Annotated in this window: 16 protein-coding genes and 3 pseudogenes; 8 read left to right on the plus strand and 11 right to left on the minus strand. The window is 72.3% G+C overall.

Annotated elements, in window-relative coordinates; all coding sequences use genetic code 11:
• Nucleotides 1-167: 167 nt before the first annotated feature.
• The 3 pseudogenes from KGS77_RS06015 to KGS77_RS34895 all read right to left on the minus strand — a co-directional run.
• A pseudogene (locus tag KGS77_RS06015) lies at nucleotides 168-332 on the minus strand (MbtH family protein); the annotation flags it as partial.
• Nucleotides 325-6,489, minus strand: a pseudogene (locus KGS77_RS06020) (amino acid adenylation domain-containing protein); the annotation flags it as partial. The pseudogenes KGS77_RS06020 and KGS77_RS06015, both read right to left, overlap by 8 nt.
• Before the next feature lie 233 nt (nucleotides 6,490-6,722).
• A pseudogene (locus KGS77_RS34895) lies at nucleotides 6,723-7,808 on the minus strand (condensation domain-containing protein); the annotation flags it as partial.
• Between the two features lie 153 nt (nucleotides 7,809-7,961).
• Here KGS77_RS34895 and KGS77_RS06025 point away from each other — a divergent pair.
• Entirely contained in the window at nucleotides 7,962-9,356 is a 1,395-nt protein-coding gene (locus KGS77_RS06025; RefSeq protein ID WP_242579219.1) for an amidohydrolase, read from the plus strand.
• Nucleotides 9,357-9,366: 10 nt separating this feature from the next.
• Here KGS77_RS06025 and KGS77_RS06030 read toward each other — a convergent pair whose 3' ends face one another.
• Together KGS77_RS06030 and KGS77_RS06035 are read right to left on the minus strand one after the other, a co-directional pair.
• On the minus strand, nucleotides 9,367-10,719 hold the full coding sequence (locus KGS77_RS06030) for an alpha/beta hydrolase (RefSeq protein ID WP_242579221.1): 1,353 nt from the start codon (nucleotides 10,717-10,719) through the stop codon (nucleotides 9,367-9,369).
• A gap of 45 nt (nucleotides 10,720-10,764) precedes the next feature.
• Nucleotides 10,765-11,766: an ABC transporter substrate-binding protein gene (locus KGS77_RS06035; protein ID WP_242579222.1), complete on the minus strand. Its 1,002-nt coding sequence runs from the start codon at nucleotides 11,764-11,766 to the stop codon at nucleotides 10,765-10,767.
• Nucleotides 11,767-11,960: 194 nt separating this feature from the next.
• Here KGS77_RS06035 and KGS77_RS06040 point away from each other — a divergent pair, with 194 nt between their 5' ends.
• Nucleotides 11,961-12,806, plus strand: coding sequence for an ABC transporter ATP-binding protein (locus tag KGS77_RS06040; RefSeq protein WP_242579224.1), 846 nt, complete (start codon nucleotides 11,961-11,963; stop codon nucleotides 12,804-12,806).
• Nucleotides 12,807-12,865: 59 nt separating this feature from the next.
• Here KGS77_RS06040 and KGS77_RS06045 read toward each other — a convergent pair whose 3' ends face one another.
• A complete protein-coding gene (locus KGS77_RS06045) occupies nucleotides 12,866-14,503 on the minus strand; it encodes a CocE/NonD family hydrolase (protein WP_242587312.1) in 1,638 nt (545 codons plus the stop codon).
• A 233-nt stretch (nucleotides 14,504-14,736) separates the two neighbouring features.
• Between KGS77_RS06045 and KGS77_RS06050 the strand changes: the two genes are divergently transcribed.
• Nucleotides 14,737-15,447: a TetR/AcrR family transcriptional regulator gene (locus KGS77_RS06050; RefSeq protein WP_242579226.1), complete on the plus strand. Its 711-nt coding sequence runs from the start codon at nucleotides 14,737-14,739 to the stop codon at nucleotides 15,445-15,447.
• Nucleotides 15,448-15,551: 104 nt separating this feature from the next.
• Here KGS77_RS06050 and KGS77_RS06055 read toward each other — a convergent pair whose 3' ends face one another.
• Both KGS77_RS06055 and KGS77_RS06060 read right to left on the minus strand, forming a co-directional pair.
• Nucleotides 15,552-15,740, minus strand: coding sequence for a DUF397 domain-containing protein (locus KGS77_RS06055; protein ID WP_242587313.1), 189 nt, complete (start codon nucleotides 15,738-15,740; stop codon nucleotides 15,552-15,554).
• 7 nt (nucleotides 15,741-15,747) lie between these two features.
• Nucleotides 15,748-16,584 carry a helix-turn-helix transcriptional regulator gene (locus KGS77_RS06060; protein ID WP_242587314.1) on the minus strand — a complete coding sequence of 279 codons (837 nt, stop codon included), beginning with the start codon at nucleotides 16,582-16,584 and terminating at the stop codon, nucleotides 15,748-15,750.
• Nucleotides 16,585-16,791: 207 nt separating this feature from the next.
• Between KGS77_RS06060 and KGS77_RS06065 the strand changes: the two genes are divergently transcribed.
• Nucleotides 16,792-17,007 (plus strand): hypothetical protein, encoded by a 216-nt coding sequence (locus KGS77_RS06065; RefSeq protein WP_242579228.1) that lies wholly within the window; start codon nucleotides 16,792-16,794, stop codon nucleotides 17,005-17,007.
• Nucleotides 17,008-17,472: 465 nt separating this feature from the next.
• Here KGS77_RS06065 and KGS77_RS06070 read toward each other — a convergent pair whose 3' ends face one another.
• Complete coding sequence (locus KGS77_RS06070) at nucleotides 17,473-17,925, minus strand: VOC family protein (protein ID WP_242579230.1); 453 nt, start codon at nucleotides 17,923-17,925, stop codon at nucleotides 17,473-17,475.
• Nucleotides 17,926-17,946: 21 nt separating this feature from the next.
• On the opposite strand from KGS77_RS06070, the gene KGS77_RS06075 reads away from it, so the two are divergent.
• Nucleotides 17,947-18,567, plus strand: a complete 621-nt coding sequence (locus tag KGS77_RS06075) for an ABATE domain-containing protein (RefSeq protein ID WP_242579232.1) — start codon at nucleotides 17,947-17,949, stop codon at nucleotides 18,565-18,567.
• A gap of 172 nt (nucleotides 18,568-18,739) precedes the next feature.
• Here the strand turns inward: KGS77_RS06075 and KGS77_RS06080 are convergent, their stop codons facing one another.
• Nucleotides 18,740-19,762, minus strand: coding sequence for a DUF2867 domain-containing protein (locus tag KGS77_RS06080; RefSeq protein ID WP_242587315.1), 1,023 nt, complete (start codon nucleotides 19,760-19,762; stop codon nucleotides 18,740-18,742).
• Nucleotides 19,763-19,807: 45 nt separating this feature from the next.
• On the opposite strand from KGS77_RS06080, the gene KGS77_RS06085 reads away from it, so the two are divergent.
• The 3 genes from KGS77_RS06085 to KGS77_RS06095 all read left to right on the plus strand — a co-directional run bounded on the left by KGS77_RS06085 (nucleotide 19,808) and on the right by KGS77_RS06095 (nucleotide 22,161).
• Entirely contained in the window at nucleotides 19,808-20,515 is a 708-nt protein-coding gene (locus KGS77_RS06085) for a TetR/AcrR family transcriptional regulator (RefSeq protein WP_242579234.1), read from the plus strand.
• Nucleotides 20,516-20,752: 237 nt separating this feature from the next.
• Nucleotides 20,753-21,940 (plus strand): cytochrome P450, encoded by a 1,188-nt coding sequence (locus KGS77_RS06090; protein WP_242579236.1) that lies wholly within the window; start codon nucleotides 20,753-20,755, stop codon nucleotides 21,938-21,940.
• 26 nt (nucleotides 21,941-21,966) lie between these two features.
• Entirely contained in the window at nucleotides 21,967-22,161 is a 195-nt protein-coding gene (locus tag KGS77_RS06095) for a ferredoxin (protein ID WP_242579238.1), read from the plus strand.
• 175 nt (nucleotides 22,162-22,336) lie between these two features.
• On the opposite strand, the gene KGS77_RS06100 is transcribed toward KGS77_RS06095, so the two are convergent.
• Entirely contained in the window at nucleotides 22,337-24,166 is a 1,830-nt protein-coding gene (locus tag KGS77_RS06100) for a CocE/NonD family hydrolase (RefSeq protein ID WP_242579240.1), read from the minus strand.
• Between the last annotated feature and the right edge of the window lie 197 nt (nucleotides 24,167-24,363).

Below are 24,363 nucleotides of genomic sequence, written 5' to 3' on the forward strand. Positions count from 1 at the left end.
GCGGGTGCGGACGCGGGCTCGGGGCCGGGCACGGGTGCGGTCACGGGCGCGGGCGCGTCGGTGTGGCCGGGAGCCGGCTCGGGCGCGGGCGCGGAGTCCGCCTCGCGCTCCGGCGCGCACGCCGGTGCGGGCTGTGCGGCGGGCGGCGCCAGGTCGGTCCAGCGCTCGGTGATCCAGTCCAGGGCGTGCTGCCGCTCGCAGGGCCCCAGTCCGGTCCTCCAGCCTTCCGGTACGGCGGCGAAGGCCGGCCACAGGCTGTACTGGCCCTGGTCGTTGACGAGGGCGAGGAACTCGCCGTCGCCGTCGAAGGGTCCGGCGGGGGCGTCACTCATGGTCGTTCTCCAGGTGGGCGGCGACCACGCGGGCGATGTGCGCGATCGGTCCGGGCAGGGTCATGTCCTTGTGCGAGCAGGCGACGTCGGTGTTGTCGATCCGGCCCGTGACGTACGGCGCCCAGGTGCCGGGCGTCAGTGTCTCGTCGATGGTGTCGACGGTGGCGCGGAAGAACAGCACGTCCCCCTCGAAGGGGCGGTGGTCGAACCCGCGTACCAGATGGTTGGTGTTGAGGTAGATGTCGTTGAGTGCCTCGATCGTCGCGTCGTCCAGGCTGGCCAGCGGGCTGCCCTCGCAGCGCAGCACCTCGGTGACGGTGCCCAGTTCCAGCGGCTTGCCGTCCAGGCTCTCCGGCCCGTACCCGCCCATGGTGAGCAGTGCTTCCAGGGCCTCGGCCTGGTCGGGTACGGGCAGTTCGCGGAAGCCCTCGGCGGGGTAGGCGTCCAGGATGGCCAGCAGCGCCACGTCCTCGCCGAGTTCCTGGAGGCGGGTGGCCATGGCGTGCGCGATGATGCCGCCGGTGGACCAGCCGAGCAGCCGGTACGGCCCGCTGGGCTGCACCTCCCGCAGCCGCTCGACGTAGTGGGCCGCCAGTTCCTCCAGGCTTTGCGGGAGCGGCTGTCCGGCGGTGGCGGGGCCGACTCCCTGTGCCTGGAGGCCGTAGATCGGCACGTCGGCGGGGAGATAGCGGATCAGGCCGGCGTAGCACCAGCTCAGGCCGCCCGCCGGGTGCACGCAGTACAGCGGGGCCCGGTCGCCTTCGGTGGCGGGCCGCAGCGGCAGCAGCACGTCCAGGGCGTCCGCCGCTCTCCCCGGCGCGGTCCAGGGCCTCGTCCAGAGCGGCCGGGGTGGGTGCCTGGAAGAGGGTGCCGATGCCGACGTCGGTGCCGAGCGCGGCCTTGATCCGGCCGGCGAGGCGTACGGCGAGCAGCGAGTGGCCGCCCAGGTCGAAGAAGTTGTCGTGCACGCCGGCCCGGGGCAGGCCCAGCACCTCGGCGAACAGGGCGCACAACTGCTCCTCGCGCGGTCCGCGCGGGGCCCGGCCGCCGCCGGCGTCGGCGGTGAGGTCCGGCGCGGGCAGCGCCTTGCGGTCCAGCTTGCCGTTGGCGGTCAGCGGCAGCCTCTCCATGAGGACCACGGCCGAGGGGACCATGTGGGCGGGGAGGCCGGCGGCGGTGTGCGCCCGCAGTCCGGCGGGCGTGGTGGGGCGTGCGGGGACCGCGTAGCCGACCAGCCGCTTGTCTCCGGGTGTGTCCTCGCGTACGACGACGGCGGCGTCGGCGACGTCCGGGTGCCCGGCGAGCACGGCCTCGATCTCGCCCAGTTCGATGCGGAAGCCGCGGATCTTGACCTGGTGGTCGGCGCGTCCGACGTACTCCAGGGTGCCGTCGCGGCGGCGCCGGGCGAGGTCGCCGGAGCGGTACATCCGGCTGCCGCGCTCGCCGAAGAGGGGGGCGAAGGGGTCGGCGACGAAGCGTTCGGCGGTCAGGGCGGGGCGGCCGAGATAGCCGCGGGCCAGGCCCTCGCCGGCCACGTACATCTCCCCCGTGACGCCCGGCGGTACGGGCTGGAGGTAGCTGTCCAGGACGTAGACGCGCAGGTCGGGGAGGTTGACGCCGATGGCGCTGCCGGGGTCGGCGGCGGCCGTGGCGCGGTCCAGCGCGAGGTAGGACACGTGCACGGTCGTCTCGGTGATGCCGTACATGTTGACGAGCGTGGGGGCGTCCTCGGCGTGCCGGGCGTACCAGTCCTCCAGGCGTGCCGGTTCCAGTGCCTCGCCGCCGAAGATGACGTACCTCAGGGCCAGTTTGGTGCCGGGGTTCTCCCGGTCGGCGGCGCTGAGCTGGTGGAAGGCGGACGGCGTCTGGTTCAGGACGGTGACGCGCTCTTGGCCCAGCAGGGCGAGGAAGGCCGCCGGGTCACGGCTGACCAGGTGCGGGACGACCACGAGCCGGCCGCCGTGCAGCAGGGCGCCCCACAGTTCCCACACCGAGAAGTCGAAGGCGTAGGAGTGGAAGAGCGTCCATACGTCGTGCGGCCCGAACCCGAACCAGTGGTCGCTGGTGGAGAACAGCCGCAGCACGTTGTGGTGGGTGACCTGGACGCCCTTGGGACGGCCGGTGGAACCGGAGGTGTAGATGATGTACGCGGTGTCCTCGGGGTGCAGCGGACGGGTGCGTTCATGCTGCCCCAGGGGCGTGCCGGCGAAGGCGTCCTGTGCGCAGCCGTCGACGAGGATGCGCGGCCGGTCGTGGGCGGGCAGCCGGGGCGCGGTCACGGCGTCGGTCAGGACGGCGGCCGGGGCAGCGTCCTTGAGCATGTAGGCCAGGCGGTCGGCCGGGTAGTCGGGGTCCAGCGGCAGGTAGGCGGCGCCGGAGGTGGCCACGGCCAGCAGGGCGACGACGAGGTCCGCGGAGCGGGGCAGGGCGAGCGCGACCACCGATCCGGGGCCGATGCCGCGGGCGGCCAGCAGGCGGGCCAGGCGGTTGGCGCGGGCGGCCAGTTCGGCGTAGCCGAGGGAGGTGCCCTCATAGGTGACGGCGGTACGGGCGGGGTGTTCGCGGGCGGTGCGGGCGAACAGGTCGGGGAGGGTGGCCGGGGCGCCTTGGGTGCTCGCGGCCTCGGGTGTGGTCGCGGTGTTCCAGGTGACGATCGCGCGCCGCCGTTCGTCCTCGTCCAGGAGCGGCAGCACTCCGATGGGCGTGTCCGGGTCGGCCGCGGCGGCGGTGAGCAGCCGGGCGAGCCGGGTGGACAGGGCTTGGGCGGTGGGGCGGTCGAAGAGGTCCGTACGGAATTCCAGGAAGCCTTCGATGCCGCCTTCGGGCCGCTCCCCCGCGTTCAGGGTGAGGTCGAACTTGGCGGTCCCGGAGGGCACCGCGGTCGTGCGGGCCGTCAGCGGTCCCATGGTGAAGGGCCCGTCGGGTACGGACTGCCAGGCCAGCATGGTCTGGAACAGCGGGTGCCGGGCGGTGGAGCGCACCGGGTTCAGGTCCTCCACCAGCCGGTCGAAGGGCAGGTCGGCGTGCTCGTACGCGGCCAGTACGCAGGTGCGGACGCGGCGCAGGAGGGCGCGGAAGGTCGGTGTGCCGGCCGCGGTCTCCTCGGGGTGCGGGGGGCGGTGTCGGTGCGCAGCACCAGGGTGTTGACGAAGAAGCCCACGAGGTCGCGGGTGGCCTCGTCCTCGCGGCCCGCGACCGGGATGCCGAGCGGGATGTCCGTACCGCAGCCGTGGCGGGTCAGGAGGGTGGCCAGCGCGGCCTGGACGACCATGAAGACGCTGGTGCCGGTGGCCCGTGCGAGTGCCTGTACGACCGTGTGGCCGGCGGCGTCGAGCCGGAAGGGGACGGTGTCGCCCTCGTAGGAGGCGGTGGCCGGGCGTGGGCGGTCGGTGGGGAGTTCGAGGTGGTCGGGCAGGCCGGCCAGGGCGTGGCGCCAGTGCGCGAGCTGGCGCTCGGCAAGGGGTGTGGGGGCGTCGGCGGTGCCCAGGAGGCGTTCCTGCCAGGCCGTGTGGTCGGTGTACCGGACGGGCAGCTCGGGGAAGCGGGGCGCCTTGCCCTGGACCCGGGCGGCGTAGGCGGTGGCGAGGTCGCGGGCGAGAGGGGTGGTGGAGGCTCCGTCGGCCGCGATGTGGTGCAGGAGCAGCAGCAGGAGGTGGCGCTGCCCGCCGTCGGTGAACAGCGTCGCGCGCAGCGGGGGTTCAGCGGCCAGGTCGAAGCAGTGGCGTACGGCGGCACGCAGTTCCCGCTGGTCGGGGCCGGCCGGCAGGGGCTCGACGGACAGCCGCTGACCTGCCTGTTCCGGCGGCAGAACGGTCTGGAACGGCTCGTTGTCAGTGGCCGGGTATACCGTTCGCAAGGACTCGTGACGCTGCGTGAGGTCGTCCAGGGACTGCTGGAGCGCGCCGCGGTCGAGCGGCCCGTCGAGGGTGAGGAGGAGAGGGATGTTGTAGGTGGGGCTGGGCCCTTCGAGGCGGTGCAGGAACCACAGCCGCTTCTGGGCCGGGGAGAGCGGGGACCGCTCCTGACGGGGGGCGGGTTCCAGGGCGGGGCGCGCCTCGGGGGCGGCCAGGTCCTGGAGGACGGTGGCCAGCGCACGGGGGGACGGATGGCGGAAGATGTCGGCGAGACCGAGGCCGTGGGCGGCCGGGAAGGTCTCGCGTATGCGGGCGGCGAGCCGCCCGGCGAGCAGCGAATGGCCGCCGAGGGCGAAGAAGTCGGCGTCGGGGCCCGGGGTGCGCTCCAGGTGGAGCACGTCCGCGAACAGGCCGCGCAGGATCTCCTCGCGGTGGGCCCGGGGGCCCGCGGGCGCGCAGACCGCCGTCGGCGCCCCGCCCGTGTCCGGCGTGGTGTCCGCGCCGGGTTCCGGGTCGGGTTCCGGGTCGGGGAGCGCCCGGTGGTCGAGCTTGTCGTTGGCGGTACGGGGCAGCGCGTCCAGGAGGAGTACGGCACCGGGCACCATGTGGGCGGGCAGCCGCTCGGCGAGGTGGGCGCGCAGGGCCTCCCCGTCAGGAGCGGCGGCGTCCGGGCGGGGTACGGCGTAGCCGAGCAGGCGCTTGCCGTGTGCGGTGTCGCGGGCGATCACCGCGGCCTGGGCCACGCCCGGGTGGGCCGCCAGGGCGGCCTGGATCTCGCCGAGTTCGATGCGGAAGCCGCGGATCTTGACCTGGTCGTCGGCGCGGCCCAGGAATTCCAGGGTGCCGTCGGCCCGGCGCCGTACGAGGTCCCCGGTGCGGTACATCCGCGCGCCGGGCTCGCCGTGCAGGGGGCCGAAGGGGTCGGCGACGAACCGTTCGGCGGTCAGGTCGGGCCGGCCCAGGTAGCCGCGGGCCAGGCAGGCACCGGCGAGGTAGAGCTCGCCGGTGACCCCGGTGGGGGCGGGGCGCAGGGAGCCGTCCAGGACGTAGGCGCGCGAGCCGCGTACGGGCCGGCCGAGCGTGGGGTATCGGACCGCCGCTTCGGTCCGAGCGCTCTGTGGGCCGTTGCCCTGCGCGCCCTTTGTGTCCTGTACGCCGGCCGCACCTGCCGCGCCCTCGCCGCTCTCCGTGCCGTCCGCGCCATCCGTGGCGTCCGTGCCCTCTGCGCCGGAATCGGCGGGCAGCCAGAAGTAGGCGTCGACGGTGGTCTCGGTCGGCCCGTAGAGGTTGACGGGGGTCAGGCCCTCGGTCGTGGCGAGTTGGTGCCACAGCCCCTCGGGGACCGTCTCCCCGCCGACGACGAGCACCGCCGGGCGGTACCGGCCGTCCTCCAAAAGCCCCTCGGCGATCAGGGCCTGGGCGTAGGAAGGGGTGACGTCCAGGTAGTCGATCCGCCGCTCGTGGACGTAGGCGGTCAGCGCGGCCGGGTCGCGGTAGGTCGCGTCGTCCAGCATGTGCAGCTCGTGGCCGTGGACCATCCAGATCAGCGGGTCCCAGGAGGCGTCGAAGGCGAAGGACGCGCTGTGCGCCACCCGCAGCCGGTCCCGGCCGGTGCGGCGCAGGACGGGCGCGAGGAGGTCGGTGCCGTGTCCCGCGTGGAGGTTGGCCAGGGAGGCGTGGGTGACGACGACGCCCTTGGGGCGGCCGGTGGAGCCGGAGGTGTGGATGATGTAGGCGGCCTGCTCCGGGAGCGGCGCGGGCGGCGCCGTCGCCGGGCGCGCGTCGATGCGGGCGCAGGTGGCCGGGTCGTCCAGGAGCACGGGCCGCGCCGGGTGCGGCGGCAGCGCGCGTACGGCCCCGGCGGTACCCACCACGCAGACGGGCCGGGCGTCTTCGAGGACGGCCGTGAGCCGCTGCGCCGGGTGTCCGAGGTCCAGCGACTGACAGACGCCGCCCGCCTTGAGGACGGCGAGCAGGGCGGTCACGGTCCGCGCGCCGCGCGGCATGGCCAGGGCCACGGCGCTGCCCGGTCGCACCCCGGCGGCCAGGAGTTCGTGGGCGAGCCGGTTGGCGGCCGTCTCCAGCTCGGCGAAGGTCAGGGCCGTGGTGCCGTCGCGCAGTGCGATTGCCTCGGGGGTACGAGCGGCCTGGGCGGCGAAGAGTTCGGGCAGGGTGTGCGGCGCGGCGCCTTCGGCGCGCCCCGCCGTGACGTGGCGGATCTCCTGCGGCTCCAGGAGGTCCAGGGTGCCGACGGGCCGCTGCGGGTCGTCCAGGAGGAGCGCGGTGAGCCCTTCGAGGTAGCGGCGCAGACCGGCCTCGTGCCGGGCGAGGGCGGCGGCGTCGTAGCGGGCGGGGTTGGCGTCCAGGCCCAGCCGTACGGTGCCGTCCGGACCGGGGTGAGGGTGACGGCCAGGTCGTCGACGGGCCCGGCGGCCAGGTTGCGTACGACCCCGGGGAGGTCGCCGAACCGCAGGTCGCCCTCGAACGCCTTGATGTTGACCATCGGTCCGAACAGCGCCCGGTCGTCCCCCGAGAGCCCGAGGTCGTGGCGCAGCTCCTCCAGCCGGTAGCGCTGGTGCCTGCGCACGGCCCGCACCTCCAGGACGACGCGGCGCAGCAGTTCGGCGCCGGTGTCCTGGGGCCGTACGGCGATCCGCAGCGGCATGACGTTGACGGCCATCGCCGGGGTGCGCAGCGCGGCGGGGCTGCGGCGGTTCATCAGTGGCAGGCCCAGGACGACGTCCTGGGTCCCGGTGGCGCGGTGGAGGTATCCGGCGACGGCGGCGATCACCAGCTCCGCCCAGGTGGCCTTGGCGGCGCGCGCGGCCCGGTCCAGACGGGCCGCCGGGCCGGCGGGCAGCGCGCGGGTACGGCGCGGGGCGGGCTGCGCGGGGGCCGGCGGCCGGTCCGAGAGCGAGGCGGGCCGGGGCCGGTCGGCGAGGCGGTCGAGCCAGAAGTCCCGGTCGGCGGTGTGCTGTTCGCCGGCGAGGTAGGCGTTCTCCTCCTCCAGCAGTTCCTGGAGGGTGCCGAAGGGACGGGGGGCAGGCTCCTGGCCCGTCACGAGCGCGGTGTAGACCTCGGCGACGCGGCGGCCCAGGAGGACCAGCGCGTAGGCGTCGACGGCGATGTGGTGGACGCGCTGGTACCACCAGTAGCGGTCATCGGCCACGCGTATCAGGGCCTGGGTGGCGGGGCCCTCCTGGGCCAGGTCCGCGACCCGTGCGAGGTCCGCCCGCATCCACGCCTCGGCCGCTTCCTCCGGCCGGTCGGCCGTGCGCAGGTCCAGGCGGTGCAACGGCCAGGCGCGGCCGGTCTCGACGCGCTGGGCGGGGGTGCCGGTGGTGGCGGTGGCGGGGGTGCCGGCAGCCCGGGTTCCCTCGGCGGCGTCGCCGTCGGGGCAGGTACCGTCCGAGACGAGGATGTTCAGCGTGTCGGCCTCGGCGACCGTGCGCCGCAGTGCGCGTTCGAAGGCGTCCTCGTCCAGCGCCCCCGTGATCTCCACGACGTCCCCGGTGTTGTACAGGGGGTTGTCCGGGTCGAGGGACTGACCGTGCCAGATACCGGACTGGGCGGCGAGCAGCGGCAGTTCGACGGCTCGGGAGGTGGCCTCGGAGTGCGGCATGACGTGGGGATCTCCCTGGAAGGAAATGGCAGACCGGCGCACACCGGACCCCCGGAGCGCCACTTAGGTAAGCCTAAGCTATGTTCTGGTCGGGCGGTGCCGCGCCCCGTCCACACGGGCCGGAGCCGAGCCGGGACGAACAGGAGACATGCGATGGCCACCCCTCAGCACACCTCTCAGGACGCGCCGCCGGGTGCGCCGGACATCGCGCGCCCGGCCGGGGCGGACCTCCCGCCGGGCGCGCCCCCAAGCGTCAAGGACGGTATCCGCGACCGCATCACCGGGCAGCGGGAAGCCCTGCTCTCCTTGAGCCGGCGCATCCACGCCCACCCGGAAACCGCGTTCCAGGAGCACCGCGCCGCCGCCTGGTGCGCCGAACTCCTCGCCGAGCACGGCTTCGAGGTCCTGGCCCCGGCGTACGGCCTCGACACGGCCTTCCGCGCCACGATCGGGTCGGGCCCGGTCACCGTGGCCGTCGCCTGCGAGTACGACGCGCTTCCCGGACTCGGGCACGCCTGCGGCCACAACCTCATCGCCGCCGCCGGGGTGGGCGCCGCGCTCGGCCTGGCCCCGTACGCGGACGAACTGGGACTGACCATACGGGTTCTGGGCACCCCGGCCGAGGAACGTGGGGCCGGCAAGGCGCTGCTTCTGGAAGCCGGCGCGTTCGAGGGCGTGGACGCCGCGATGATGGTGCATCCGTGCCCGTTCGACATGGCCGAATTCCGCTCGTTCGCGCTCGGCACCCTGGACGTGGCCTATACGGGAAGGTCCGCGCACCCCAGCCTCAACGCCCACGAGGGCCGTAACGCCGCCGATGCCCTCACCGTCGCCCAGGTCGCCCTCGGCCTGCTGCGCCAGCAGCTCCCGCCGCACTGGAAGGTGCACGGCATCACGACCGCGGCGGGCACCTCCCCCAACGCGATCCCGGACAGCGCCACGGCCTCCTACGAAATACGCACCTCGGCCGCCGAGGACCTGCGCGAACTGCGCGAGCGCGTCGAGGCGTGCTTCCGGGCCGGTGCCCTGGCCACCGGGTGCGAGGTCACGCTCACCCGCCCGGAGCCGGACTATCTCGACTTCCGTACCGACCCCGTGCTGATATCCCTGTGGCGGGCCAACGCCCGCGCGCTGGGCCGGCCCGAGCCGCAGTCGCGGGAGCCCTTCGCCTGTACCGACATGGGCAATGTCTCCCATGCCGTCCCGTCGATCCATCCGGTACTGGACATCAGCGGAGGCGACTGCGGCCCGCACGAAGCCGCCTTCGCCGAGGCGGCGACATCGGCCAGGGGCGAGGCGGCGCTGCTGGACGGCGCCGTCGGCATGGCCTGGACGGCAGCGGACTTCGCCGCGCGCCGCACCACGGCCGGGGCTTCCAGGACCGCCACGACCGCCGGAGCCGCAGGGACTTCCAGGACCGCCGGGGCCGGTGGGGTCGCCGGTGCCGGTGGGACTGCCGAGGCCGCTGGGACCGCCAGGGCCGATGTGACCGCCGAAGCCGGCCGGACTGCCGAGACCTTCGGAATCTCCATACGCTCCGGGACCTGAACGCCCGGCGTCAGGAGCGCCAGGGAATGGTGACCTCGGGGAAGCGGCTGCCGGGATCGTCCAGTTCCGGCGCCGGCCGGCCGCGCAGCCGGTGGTCGAAGAAGGCCCGGACATAAGCCGCGGTCACCTCCTGGGAGCGGCGGCCGTCGATCGTGCCGAAGTACTTGGCGAACTGTTCGGGCGTCCAGACCTGGGCCAGGCCGAGCCCGACGCCCAGGGGCGCCAGGTCGGTGAAGCTGTAGTGGCGGGCGCCGGCCAGGACCATCCGGCGGCCCCAGGCCCGGTGTCCCGCCATGAAGTCGCGCCAGCTCGGCAGCTCCAGCGGCTCGGTGAAGAGCATGAAGGGACGCGTCAGGCCCGTTTGCGCCGCCGCCGTCTGCAACGCGCCGTCCAGGCAGGCGCCGGCGGCGAAGCGGTCGTCGGTACGCATGACTTCGGCCGCCGCCGAACCACCCAGCGAGTGCCCGAAGACCCCGACGCGCTCACGGCTCACGGCGGCCGTCAGACACGGCGCGGGACCGGGCCCCCGGCGTCCGGTGAGCGCGTCGAGCACGAAACTCAGGTCGGCGGCGCGGACGTCGGAGTACTTGCGCAGCAGCGCGGGGTCGCCCGTGGCCGGGTTCTGTTCGATGACCCGCCCGTCCGGGAACTCCACCGGGCCGTCGTAGGTGTGGTTCACGCCGAGGACGACATAGCCGTGGGAGGCGAGGTCCTGGGCGAACGCGGTGCCGGTGGCGGCCGGGTCCTGCCGCCCGGGGCCGAAGAACACCACCGGCGCGTCCCGCAGCGCGGGGTGGACCGGCGCGCCCGGCCGGGCATCGGTTCGTACGCGTTCCAACGAGCCCTGGGGCAGCGTGAAGCGGCGCTCGACCATGGGGACCAGGCCCGCGCTGAGGTACGGTGCCCGCCCCCGCCCGCCCTTGCCGTACCCCGATGCCGCCGATACTGCCGGTACTGCTGATGCCGTAGATACTGCCGATGTCTCCGACGCGGAGGCCGCCGGGCCGATCGTCGGGTACCAGACCTGGACCATCAGTTCGCGCGGTGTGACGGTCGGCGCGAACGGGTCGTTGCGCCGGTCGTCCACCAGGTGCAGGTGGCGCGTCCCGACGGCGTACGGTCCGGTCGGCACCGGCAGCCGTACCGGACCGTCCTCGGCAACCCGCGTCCCCGCGGCTCCCGTAACAGCGCGCGCCCCCGTGTCCGCCACGTCGCCCGTGGCCGCCGGACCGGATGCGGCAGGAGCAGCCGCCCCTGCCGGTCCCGCGCCCGCGCCCTGGGCGGCGACGGCGGCGAGCGTCACCGCTCCCGCCGCCCCCGCCCGCAGCAACGACCTACGGGAGAGCGAAGCCCCCGTATCCACCGGCGTGCCCCCTTGAGTCCGTGGTTCCGGTCACCGGCGCCGTCCTCACTTGTCCAGCGCCTTCTTGAAGTCCTCGATCACCTTGTCCGCCGCGAGCGGGCCGCCACGGGTGGACCACACCGAGCCGTCCACCGTGACCACGTGCCCCTTCTTCACGGCGTTCAGTTCCTTGTACGCGGGCTTGCCCTGCACGTCCTTCAGCGCCTTGGCGCCATCGGCCGTGAGCGTGCTCAGGAAGATCCAGTCGCCGTCGATCTCGTCGATCTTCTCCAGGCTCAGCGTCGGGGTGTGGGCGTTGCCGTCCTTGTTCTGGTTCTTGGGCCGCTTGAGGCCCATGTCCGTGGCGACCAGGCTGGCGAACTGCTTGTTCTCCATCCAGCTCGGCCCGTCCGGGTTCCAGCGGACGATGCTGACCTCGGCGCCCTTGCCCTTGCCCAGTTCCCCGCCGGTCTTCTTGGCCTTGGCCTCGTAGTCGGAGATGACCTTGTTCGCCGTGTCCAGCTTGTTGACGGCGTTGCCGACGCCGCGCAGGGACAGCTTCCAGTCGTCGGTCGGGGCCATGGTGACCAGGGTGGCGGGGGTGATCTCCCGGAGCTGCTTGAGCACCTGCTCGTCCTGCATGTCACCGGCCAGGATGAGGTCGGGCTTGGCCTTGATGACCTTGTCCATCACCGGCTGCAGCAGGTTGCCGACCACGTCGACGTCCTTGACCTTGTCCTTCAGGTAGGCCGGCGGCTCGCCGAGGCCCTGCCCGTTGGTGATGCCGACCGGCTTGACGCCGAGTGCCAGCACCGCGTCCAGGTCCTCCTGCGTGAGCGTCACGACCCGCTTGGGGTGGGCCGGCACCTGGACCGCCCGCCCGGTCGCGTCCTTGACCGTACGCGTACCGCCGCCGTCCGCCGCGGACTTGGCGTCCGCATTACCCTTGCCGTCGGAGTCCGACCCGGACCCGCAGCCGGCCAGCAGCACCGCGGCGGCACCGAAGGCGGCGACGCCCCGGAACGTACGGCGGCGGGTGGAGGAGGAACGGCGACTGGTGGACGTCATGGGAATGCTCCGGTCATCAAGGGACAAGCATCGAAGGGCAGGTCACGAACAGCGGGTCATGAACAGGGCGCAAGGCAGGCGTACGCGGGGGATTTCGAGCCCCCACACCGTACCCGGCAACCATTAGGTTAGCCTTACCTTACGACTTTCCCGCACAGGGGATCGCACAGGGGATCCAGAAAGGCCCGGTATCCGTGGAACTCCAGGTCGACCAGCTCACCGCCGGCTACCCCGGTCACCTCGCCGTCAGCGGCGTGGACCTGACCATCCCCTCCGGCCGGGTCGTCGCGATCGTCGGCCCCAACGGCTGTGGCAAATCCACCCTGTTGCGCACCATCGCCCGGCTCCACCAGCCGCAGTCGGGCACCGTACGGGCCGGCGGCGCGGACATCTGGCAGCTCAAACAGCGCCGGGCCGCACACCGCATCGCGCTCCTCCCCCAGTCCCCGCAGGCCCCCGAAGCGGTCACGGTCGCCGGACTCGTACGGTACGGGCGCCACCCGCACCAGGGCCTGTTCCGCCAGTGGTCGCGCGAGGACGAGGCGGCCGTGCGCGAGGCACTGGCGGTCACCGGCACCACGGAGCTGGCCGAACGCCGTCTGGACCAGCTCTCCGGCGGCCAGCGGCAGCGCTGCTGGCTGGCGATGGTGCTGGCCCAGCAGACCCCGATCGTCCTGCTGGACGAGCCGACCAGCGCCCTCGACCTCGGGCACGCGGTCGAAGTCCTGGAGCTGGTACGGGAAGTGGCGGCGGCGGGCCGTACGGTCGTCATGGTGCTGCACGACCTCGCCGGTGCCGCCCGCTACGCCGATGTCGTCGTGGCGATGCACGGCGGCCGGGTCGTGGCCCAGGGGCCGGCCCGCGAGGTCGTGGACGCGGCGCTGGTCAAGCGGCTGTACGGCATCGAGGCGGACATCCTCGCAGCGCCCGGCGACGGCTCCCCCGTCGTCGTCCCGGCCGCCCGTGTCCCGTCACCCACATCACCCCCGGCGCCGGTCCCAGCGCCGGCCGCCGCCACGGCCTCCGCACCGGCAGCCTGACGCGGCGGACCGCCGCAGGCCCCCGTACATCCTCGTACGGCTCCCCACGCCCGCAACGCCTATGACTCTTCCGGCACCTCCGCGACGGGCAGGACGAGCGCGGAGGGGTGGTGGAGGGAGACCTTCGTGGCCACGAGCCGAGTGGCCGTCGCCATCGGTTCACCCGTACCGGTGTTACGGGCGAACCGCGGATGGGCCCCGCCGCTGATCTGCAGCCGGATCCGGTGACCGGCCGGGAAGCAGTGGGCGGTGGCGCTCATCGGTACGGTGACATCGACCGGGTCCGCCGCAGCGGCCGGATCGCCCCCGGCGGGCCGCAGCCGCCACAACCCGTCGCAGACGTTGACCGAGCGGCCCGACCTGTCGACGTCGCAGAGACGGGCGAAGACATCGGCATGGCCGGTGTCCGTGCTCACCCGCAGCTCCACGCCGACCGGCCCGATGACGCACAGCGGCTCGGCGAGCGGCGCGCCGGTGAAGGTCAGTACGTCGTCCCTGGCCTCCAGGGCGGTGTTGTCCCGGGGCCCGGACTTGTCGGACAGCAGGGGCCCGCCGACCGAAGGGGTGGGGTCGGCCGGGTCGTAACGGAAGGACGGCAGCGCCGCGGCAGCATCTTGAGGGGCCCGGTCGTCCAACGTACCGTCGGCGCCCGGATACCAACGGCGTTCCGTGGTGGCGGCCGAGGGCCAGTCGGGAAGGTCGTGCCAGGTCTGCCGGCCGCCACCCAGGTGTACCCGTACCCTGCTCTCCCGTAGCCCGGAGGGGTCCAGGCACAGATGAGCCCGCAGCCAGGCGAGGCTGTCGGCGAAGACCTCCGGCCAGCCCTGCGCCAGCGCGGAGTTGTGCGTCCAGGGGCCGACCAGCAGGGCCGCCTCGCAGTTGGCCCGGCGCAGCCGGTCGTACTGCTGGAGGGTCTGGTCCAGGCACACGTCGTACCAGCCGGTGATCAAGCTGGTCGGTACGGACGAACGCCCGGCCGCGGCCCCGGCGTCCGCCCCGCGCCAGTGCGGGTCGTCCGCGTCGGGGTGGGCCATCGCCTCCTCCAGGAACGGCACCCGGCCGCCGAGACCGGGCACATACGCCTCACCCAGGGGAAGGGCACGCGCGATCTTCGGGAGGTGGCGCCGCAGCCGCAGGGCGGACCACATCAGACGGGCCGCGCCCCGGTGGGACGAGACCCGGCCCATGGTCATGATCAGGGAGTTCTCCAGGGAGAAGGACCCCGACGGGTAGAAGAAGCCGTGGATGTCGTGCAGACTGACCTGCACCACCATCGCCCGCAGCTCCGGCGGCGGGTCCACGGCCAGCGCCCACTGGACGTAGGCCAGGGCGCTGGGGCCGATCGTTCCCAGGACCCCGGTGAACCAGGGCCGACCGCGCAGCCAGTCTACGGTGGCCAGGCCGTCGGCGGCCTCGTGCTCCCACAGGGCGTACGTACCGCCGGAACCTCCCGTGCCGCGGCAGCTCTGCAGGACGACGTGGAAACCCTGTTCGGCCAGGAGCACCCCGTACATCGGCGCCCAGGGAAGTTTCCGGCCGTACGGCGAGCGGACCAGCACGGTGGGGAAGTCGCCCTCGGCCAGGGGGAAGTAGTGGTCGGTCAGCAGCGGGCTGCCGTCGGCGGCGGGGACGGCGAGGGCGGGCTCGTAGCCGACGTCGTACAGCTTGGGAGGCAGGCCCTTCCAAGAGCGCCTCATGAGACGGGCGGACAGGGGCGGCTTCTTCGCGGTCGGGCGGTGTGCCTTGTCTGCCGGGCGGTGTGTAGCCGTCGTCACGGTGCCTCCTCGATTCCCGGAGCAGCGCACGGCGCCACCCCCGCATTCATTCCCGTACTAAGTACGAGAATAGCGGGTGGTTGGATGGACGGCGAAGACAGGGAGAGGTTGAGGTTGCCGTGACGCGTACAGGCTCATCCGGCCGCAGAGCCGGCGTGGACCCCGAGACACTCTGGTCGCGGGCCGAACGCCCGCGCCGCGGACGGCCACCGGCGCACAGCCGCGCCACGATCACCGCCGAAGCCGTCGCGCTCGCCGACGCCGAAGGGCTCGCCGCGGTCACGATGCGCGCGGTCGCGGCCCGGATCGGGGCCGGGACGATGTCCCTCTACAGCTACGTCCCCAACAAGGAGACGCTGCTGGAGCTGATGATCGACCAGGTCGGAGGCGACCACCGGCTGCCGGCCCGGCCCTCCGGCGACTGGCGCGAGGACCTGCGGCAGCTCGCCCACGAACAGCGGGCGCTCATGCGGCGCCACCCCTGGCTGCCCGGGGCGCTGCTGGTACGGCAGACCTTCGGCCCCAACACCCTGGCCGTCCTGGAGTACGCGCTCGCCGCCCTGGCCCCGGCCGGGCTGGAGGGCCGGGCGGCGCTGGAGACGTTCAGTCTGCTGACCGGCTTCGTGTCCAGCCATGTCTCCTACGAACTCACCCAGGAACAGATGGCCGAGGCGGCGGAGGCGCCCGGCCCCGCCTCCGCCGACCTCGGCGCCGCGCAGGCCCGCTACCTCCGCTCCGTCGCCGCCGCGGGCACCCACCCCCGAGTCGCCCGGGCCCTGCTGGCGCCGAGCGAGGACCCCACCCCCGAAGCCGTCTTCGACCGCCTCCTCACCCGCCTGATCAACGGCCTGACAGCAGGCGCCTGACCCCCGCGCGACCTGCACGGATAGCAACGGGCCGCGTAGGACATGAAGATGCCCCGCCGCCCGGTTGGGGGTGGCGGGGCTCGTGGGCGGGCCGGCCGCGTAGGTCAGATGGCGGCTTGCCGGGCGAACTCGACCAGTCCGGTGAAGGTGGCGGGATGCAGCAACAGGACCGGACCGTTCGGGTCCTTGCTGTCCCGCACGGGGACCACGCCGCGTGAGGCGACGAGGTTGGTGGCGACCTCTATGCAGTCGCCGCCGTTGTTGCTGTATGAAGACTTGACCCAACGGGGGATTCGGTGGTCACAGGGTGCCCTCTCGTAACTGCTTGATCATGGCCACAGATGCCGCCTGCGACAACGCTTCGGCCTGCAACTGATGGTATGCCGTCAGCACGGGCGCCACCGAGGTAGTCTCCCGGTCCAGGTTTCCTTGGGCCTGAGATTCGGCATAACAGATCAGGGATCGGTCCGGCAGCGTCAGGATGTTGACGGGCAGGTCAAACGTACGGCGCTCCCCTAGTTCGTACGGTGCCACCTGCAACAGCGTGTTCGGCAAGTCGGCAAATTCGACCAGCCGAACCAACTGTGCGTCCATGACAGCGGGGCCGCCGACCTGCCGACGGATACAGCTTTCGTCCATGGTCACGAACACCATGGGTGGCTGAAGCCGCTCCAGCGCTTCCTGGCGCTTGGCCAGGAACGCGACTCGTTCATCCGCCTGTTCGGGCGTGATGGCCCCCCGCCGCACGGCGCTGTCCGCCAGCACGCGTGCGTACTCCGGTGTCTGCAACAAGCCGGGGATGATGCCGATGTTGTAGAGACGGATTTCTACTGCCCGACCTTCGTACTTGACGTACTCCGGGAATCCCTCCAGCAGGCTGCCATGTTTGATCTCGCGGAACTCGCGCTCGAACGTCTCCGCGGAGCCGACGAGCCCAAACGCCCTGTCTGCACTACGCGAGAACGGAAGGGTTGGAACCTTGCGACCAGTTTCGACCGCCGAGATATGCACGCTGGAGTACCCCATGCGTCCGGCCAGGTCTTCCTGAGTCCAACCGCGCGCCTCGCGCAAGCTGCGCAGACGCGCCCCGAAGGCCGCCTGCGGGCTACTGTCAGGGTTCAACTTCTTGCGATTCAGGGGGGATCACTGACCTTCCATGCCGATCTGGTGAGTGGTCGTGTTCGTGGGCCCGGTCGGCGGCGGACGCGAATGGACCACCAGCCCCGCGACACTGCACCGGCTGGAACGGATGCGGTGACCACCGACACGGATCAGCCCAACTCGTCCGAATGACACGGGCCTTATCCGTGGCCGGAGTGGGGCTCCAGCGCAAGGAATGGTCAGATGACCCGACGCACCCAAGCCGAGATCAAAAAGGCCCAAGCCGCAGTGATTGCCGACAAGGAGAACGTGACCAGGCAATACCAAAGCGGCAAGAGCGCGACACAGATCGCCGCACAACGTGGCGTGGACCGGTCATGGTTGGCCCTTCAGCTTGACCTGTGGAATGTCCCACGCCGAGGACGCGCCGAAGCAGCAAGAACCCGCAGAGCCCATTGACCCCACCAGCCCCCGTCCGTCTGGCCACCCCCTGGCCGGACGGGCGGGGCGCCTCCATGTCACCGTCCGCACTTCCACCCGCCTTTGCGTAGCTGGAGATTACAGGGCTGTGTCACCTCAACTGCCGTCCACGGCGCCCCACGATCAAGGTGAGCAGACAGGTAACGTGTCGCCCTCAATCAGCGTGCACCACTGGAGTATGGAAAAGGGTGATCCCGCAGCACCCGGCTGGGGAGCTTTCAAGAAGGCTCGGGAAGAGTTCGTAAGCGCTGCAACGGCGCACCTCAAGAGCATTCTTCCGGAAACCTGACCCGCAGGCCCCGCTGACTTTTCCGTATGACCCCGTACACGCCACCCCGCCAGGGCGGGCCACCCCGGCTTGGACGAGGGAGCACCAGACAGCGGGGCTCACACCACGAATCGGGCTCGCGGCAGGACCGGATGCCGAGCTCCACCGCCAACGGCCTAAGCCGCGCAGAACTCATTCCCTTCCGGGTCCCGCATGAGCCACCAATGCCCGGCAGGACCCTTGTTCACCTCGCGGACACGGGTCGCCCCCAAGTCCTCCAGTCGGGCCACCAGCTCATCGAGGCCGCCGGGTCCGCTGTGGATGTCCAGGTGGAGGCGGTTCTTGCCGGTCTTGCCCTCGGGCACCTCCTGGAAGAGCAGCCGTCGGCCGCGGCCGACGCCGCTGGTCCGGTCGAACGGGTCCTCGGGGTGGCGGATCGCGGCGTACCCGCGGAAGATCTTGCGGCCACGGTGCTCGGTGACCGCGCCCTCACCGATGTGGCCGGCGGCCAGCAACTGCCCGATGAGCGCGCTGGGGTCCTCGACCTCGTAGTCCAGGGCCGCTGCCCAGAAGTCCGCGAGGGCGGGCGCGTTCGTGCTGTCGATGACCAGCTTCCAAGTCAGTGCCATGTAACTAGTTATATTGGTTACATGGACTCGCCCGCAAACAAGGCACCGGCCCCGGCCAGGGGGCTGACGCTCTATTCGCACACCGGCGCCGCCTACCGGTTCGACCCCGGAGCGCTGTGCCTGGAGCTGCTGACCACCGGCGGTCCCGGCCCCTATCGGCGGTACGAAATCCTGTACGAGCCCGCCGACCTCGCCGGCTGGGCGGACCGGTCGCGGCTGACGCCGACGCCCGTACTGGAGATCTCCGAGGCGGAGGTGGCGGAGGCTCGCCGACTGCGTGACGCGCTGTTCCGGGTGGTCCTCGCCCATACGCGCGGCGAACCGTACCCGTACGGGGAACTGAAGGCCGTCAACGAGGCAGCCGCCCGCCCGGCCCTGGCTCCCGTCGTCACCCCGGCCGGACAGCGGCAGTGGGCCGGCACGCCCAGTGGCACACAGCTTCTGGCCACCGTCGCGCGGGACGCCGTCGAGTTGCTGACCGGTCCCTTCGCCCACCGCGTCCGGCTCTGTGCTGCCGAGGACTGCCACCTCCTCTACGTCGACACCTCACGCCCCGGCCGGCGCCGCTGGTGCTCCATGGAGCACTGCGGCAACCGGCACAAGGTACGGGCGCTGCGGGCCCGTAGTGCCGGGGAGGAGTGACCGCGAGGGCGAGCGGCCTCACGGGGACGCTGCCCCGTGCGGCGGGTACGGCCGCGGGTGGCGGGTCGGCCGCGGGTGGCGACCTGGCCCCGCACGGTGACTCGGATCCGTTCGGCGGCTCAGACCCGTTCGGCGGCTCAGACTCGTTTGACGGCTCAGACTCGTTTGCGGCTCAGGCCCGTCCGGCGGTGTGGGGCGCGGCGAGTTCCCGCTCCCCCGCGCTCGGGGCGGCCAGGGCCAGCCGGCGGTGCGTACGGCGCAGCATCCGCCGTGCCATCAAGCGGTGCCCCGGTTTGATCGCGGCCATGTAGAGCCGGCCGCCCGCGTGGTGAGTGCGTACGACGGTGCTGAGCGTGACACTCTCCTCCTCCACCAGGATCGAGGCCCGGAAATCGAGGTGGCCGGCGTCCTTGCCGAGCAGGATCTCCCCGTCCGCACGGCCGAGGACGGGGAACGCGCCGCGCAGCACACCCTCCCATGCCCCGGGCTCCCTCGGCATACCGGGCGGCAGCGACATCCGCCAGGCGTCCTGGAAGTCGGTACGGGCGAAGGCGGTACGGGCCAGCCGCGCCCCGGCGGGGATCTCGGCGGCCCGGGCACGTTCCCATTGGAGGCCGTTGAGCAGCCGTACCCACCGCGACCAGCGGACCGGTTCCCGCACCCGGCCGGTGACGACCCGTTCGACGTTGTCCAGGACCTCCTCGACCACGGTGCTGTGCAGCGGGCGCAGCACCGTGATCCACAACAGCGTCCGGGCCGCACCCATGCGCTCCTCCAGCTCGTGCACGACCCGGCAGCGCCCGTCGCCCAGCGGCTCGACCCGGATCTCGTGGTACCCGCCGGTCCCGGAAGCAGGCGCCTCGGAAGCAGGCGCCCCGGAAGCGGACGGCCCGGAAGCGGACGGCCCGTAGGTGCGCGACTTGGAGACACGCGGCCCGCGAGCGCGCGACTGGACCGCGGGCGAGGTGAAGTCGAAGCGGATACGGCGCCCCGGATCGTACGCGCTGACGCGGTAGCGGACGGGGCCGTGGCCGCCGTACGCGCCGACGCCCAGCGGCCGGTCGAAGCGCATCGGGGGCCAGGCTGGCGTCGGGAAGAGCGGGTCGCGCTCGCCGGCCAGCCGCTCCAGCAGCGCTCCGGCGTGCTGTGCCGGAACCTGGAGTGTGCGTACGTGGACGTCGCGGACCGTGCGTATCGGGCACCTCCATACGGTGGCGTATGTTTGACCGTACGGTAGCGTATGGACATGGCGCCACAGCGAGAGACGACGGCCCGCACGGGCGGGGCACGGCAGCGCGGAAGCGGGACCCGGCAGCGGCTGACCGCACAGGACTGGGCCGACGCCGCCCTGGCGGCCATCGGCGAAGGGGGTCTGGCGGCGGTGGCCGTCGAGCCGCTCGCCGCCCGCCTGGGCACCACGAAGGGCAGCTTCTACTGGCACTTCGCCAACCGCGAGGCCCTCATCGAAGCCGCGCTCGCCCGGTGGGAGCAGTCCCGGACCGAAGCGGTCATCACGGCGCTGGAGACGGAACCCGACCCGGAGAGCCGGCTGCGCGTGCTGTTCGCACGGGCCACCCGCACCGCCGCCGAGGACCCGCTGGAGATGGCGTTGCTGGCGACCGCCGCCCACCCGGGCGTCGCCGCGGTACTGCGACGGGTGACCGACCGCCGGATCGGCTATATCGCCGCGCTCTTCGCCGAGTTGGGCTTTCCGCGGGCCGAGGCACGTCGGCGCGGCCTGCTGGCGTACACGTCCTACCTGGGGCACAACCAGTTGGGGCATGCCGTGCCCGGGGCCGTACCGAGCGGTGCGGAACGGGACCACTACCTGGATGCCATGATCGACGCCCTTCTCCACCGCGACGGGGACGACCGCGGTGACGGGGGCGGCCATCGCGGCGGGGACGGCCGCAGTGACGAGGACGACCGCCGCGACGGGGGCGGCTGAAACGCCCGCAGCGATCGGGCGTCCGGAGTGACCCGCACGGACGGACAGTTCAGGACAACCGGGGCACAAAGGGCCTCCCGGGAGGCATGAAGTGCCCGGCAGGCCCTGGCCAGGATCCACCCCGCTTTGGCCGGTCTACGCATAGACGATTCACATGTAGACGGCATGAAGTGGAGATCAGCACCTCTCGCACCACCCTTTTGGCCAACCGCCAAGAAGTGACTTCGGAGGCCCCTCGTGCCGGACATCATGTCCTTCCCCCAGGACCGCACCTGTCCCTACCACCCGCCCGCCGCCTACCAGCCGCTGCGGGACCGGCGTCCGCTCTCCCGCGTCTCGCTCTACAACGGCCGTACGGTATGGCTGGTTTCCGGCCACGCCGAGGCACGTGCGCTGCTGACCGATCCGCGCATCTCCTCCGACCGCCTCAACCCCGCCTTCCCGACCCCCGCACCGCGCCTGGAGCGTGTCCAGAAGATCAGGACCCCCCTTCTGGGCGTCGATGACCCCGAGCACAACAGGCAGCGCCGGATGCTGATATCGAGCTTCAGTCTCAAGCGTGCCGCCGCCATGCGGCCGGGCATCCAGCGCATCGTCGACGAGCTGATCGACAAGATGGTCGAGCAGGGGCCGCCCACGGAGCTGGTGTCGGCGTTCGCGCTGCCGCTCCCGTCCATGGTGATCTGCTCCCTGCTCGGAGTGCCCTACGCCGACCACACGTTCTTCGAGGAGCAGTCGCGGCTGGTGCTGCGGAGCAAGACCGCCGAGGACGCCGAGCGGGCCCGTAGCACCCTGGAGGCGTACTTCATCGACCTGGTCGCCCGCAAGGAGGAGAACCCCGGGGACGGCCTGCTCGACGAGCTGATCGCCGAGCAGCTCAAGACGGGCGCGCTGGGGCGCGAAGAGCTGGTCCGCATGGCGATGCTGCTGCTGGTCGCGGGCCACGAGACCACCGCCAACATGATCTCGCTGGGCACCTTCACCCTGCTCCAGCACCCGGAACAGCTCGCGGCACTGCGCACCCAGGACTCCTTGATTCCCACCGCGGTCGAAGAGCTGCTGCGGTTCCTGTCCATCGCCGACGGCATGGTGCGGCTGGCGACACAGGACATCGAGGTCGCCGGGGAGACCATACGGGCCGGTGACGGCGTGGTGCTCTCGACGTCGCTGATCAACCGGGACGAGTCGGCCTACCCGGAACCGGACACGCTGGACTGGGAGCGGTCCGCCCGCCACCACGTCGCCTTCGGGTTCGGTATCCACCAGTGCCTGGGCCAGAACCTGGCGCGCGCGGAGATGGAGATCGCTTTTCGGACACTCTTCAGCCGGCTGCCGGGCCTGCGGCTCGCCGCGCCCGCGGACGAGATCCCCTTCAATTCCGCGGACACCCTTCAGGGCATGGTCGAACTTCCCCTGACGTGGTAGCACTTGACGGACGAAAGGGAACGGTCATGCGCATCGACATCGACAGGGACGTCTGCATCGGCGCCGGGCAGTGTGTCCTGACAGCGCCGGGGGTCTTCACCCAGGACGACGACGGCTTCAGCGAGCTGCTGCCCGGGCGGGAGGACGGCGGCGGGGATCCGCTGGTACGGGAAGCCGCCCGTGCCTGCCCCGTCCAGGCCATCACGGTCACGGACGGCTGACCGGCAGCCACCGGCCAGGCCCGGCCCGTACAGCCCGGCCCGTACGGCACGGCACGTACGGCACGGCACGGCATCGGCCGGACATGGCACGGCATCGGTACGGCACGGTACGGCACCACATCGGTACGGCATCGGCACGGCCGGTCGATGGCCGCTCCGCCCCGGCCCGCCCCGGTTACTCCAGTGACCCGCCGACGACCGGAAGCTGGAGAACGCCGGTGTCCTCGGGCGCGCTGGTCACCGTCACCGGCTTGATCCCCCGGTTGCCGACGTAGGCCGTGTCACTGGCCGCCACCACCAGCCGTACGCGATGCCCCGGCGCGAAGCGGTGCACGATGCCCGGGAGTTCCACGGTGAACTTCCTGGTGACATCGGGTACCCGCGCCGGGGCGACCAGTCTGTGCACCAGGGACTGCGAGCCGTCCGGAGCCACGTCGTAGAGCTTGACGAACAGCACCAGCTTGTCCGCCGCGTCGCGGGAGAGCTGGGCCTTCTCGGCCTGCGGGGAGATGACCCGCAGTGTCAGTCCGGGGGCGCCGACCACGTCCACCGGGGCGCCCTTGACCCGGCCGGACGTCCAGTCCAGGAACGTGCCCTTGATGTCGTACGGCCGTCGGTCCCGCAGCCCCAGCATTCCGGCCATCGAGCTCTCCGAATGGCTGCTGGCCCGCCGGCGGTTGCGGTACTCGCGGCTGCCCCGCGTCACCTTGCTGCGGCGGGCGACCAGTTGGCCGTCGGCCGAGAGGTAGAGCGTCTGTACGCTGCCCACGGGGAAGGTGTCGGACGTCCCGTACGCCGGCCCGCCGCGTACCCAGTCCCGGTAGTACGCGAAGGCCGGCCCGGTGTCGGTGGTCCGCCGGTCGCGCAGATAGCGGTCGAACCACGCCAGGATCCGCCGTCCCACATAACTGGTGTGCAGGTTCCCGCGGGCGAGGTCCAGTTCGCCCGGGCGTGGGTGGGAGATGCCGCCGCTGTGCCCCCAGGACTGCCAGATCATCTTGGTCTCGGTGCCCTGTGCGGCCAGCGCCCGGTAGGTCGCCGTCGCCTCGTTGAGGTTGAAGAGACTGTCCGCCTGCCCCTGCACCAGCAGGGTCGGCGTGGTGATCGCCTTCAGGTACGACACCGGCGACACGCCGCGGGTGTGGGCGAACATCTTGGCGGTACCGGCGGCCGGGAAGCGCCCGCTGCTCAGCAGCTTCTTGGTCTCGCAGGCCGGCGCGACGAAGTGCAGACAGCCGGCGCCACCGCCCCGGGACGGGTCCAGGCGCGGGTGGATCAGCCCCTGGGCCTCGCCGATGAGGAAGAAGCCGTTGGTCCACTGGTACTTGTACGCGCCGGGCAGCCCCTCGGCCCTTCCGGACTCGCGTTCGGCGTTGTTGGGGGCCAGGGAGTACGCCAGGTCGTGCCAGGTGATCAGCGGCACCAGCGCGTCCACCCGCCGGTCGATGGAGGCGGTGGCCATCTGGATCGCGCCGCCGTACGAGCCGCCGATCATCCCCACCCGGGGGTCGCCGTCGCCGTCCTTGGTGACGAAGTCGATCCGGGTGCCGTCGTCCGCCGCCCGGGTACCGGCCAGGAAGTCCAGCAGTTGGGCGGCTGCCCGGCCGTCCACCCTCGGGTCGTCCAGGGAGATCGGGCATCCGGTCTTGCCGAAGCCCAGTCCCGAGTACGCCAGTACGACATAGCCACGGGAGGCGAACGCCTTGGCGAAGGCGTCGGTGGAGCCGTCCGCCTTGCTGCCGCCGAAGCCGTTGGTGGTCACCACGGCGGGCGCGGGGTGGGCGGCGCCGGCCCCGGCCGGGCGGTAGAGGTCGGCATCCAGGACGCACCGGCGGCCTCCGGCCCGTACGGTCACCTTCACAGCGGTGACCTTGTACGGGCCCTTGCGCGGACCGGAGGCCGTCGCGTCGCCGGGGGCGGCGAAGGCCAGCGGTACGGCGAGGACGGCGCCGGCCGCGAAGGCCAGGGACATCCGCAGGACGGGGCGGGCGGCGGCCCTGGCCATCCGGGACGTCAGGCGGACGGGGGTCGGCTCTGTCGGACGGGGCTCGTGTGACTCAGGGGATCGGGTGGGCACCAGGACCTCCACAACGACGCGTCGTACCGGCAACACGACGTGTCAACGCGCGGGCCCGAGGACAGGTTGTGTCCCCACCCGCCATGCGGCCGTCCCGCGTACCCCTCCCCCGGTTCTGTCCGGCC

Origin of the sequence: Streptomyces sp. MST-110588 (assembly GCF_022695595.1) — a bacterium.
GTDB lineage: Bacteria > Actinomycetota > Actinomycetes > Streptomycetales > Streptomycetaceae > Streptomyces.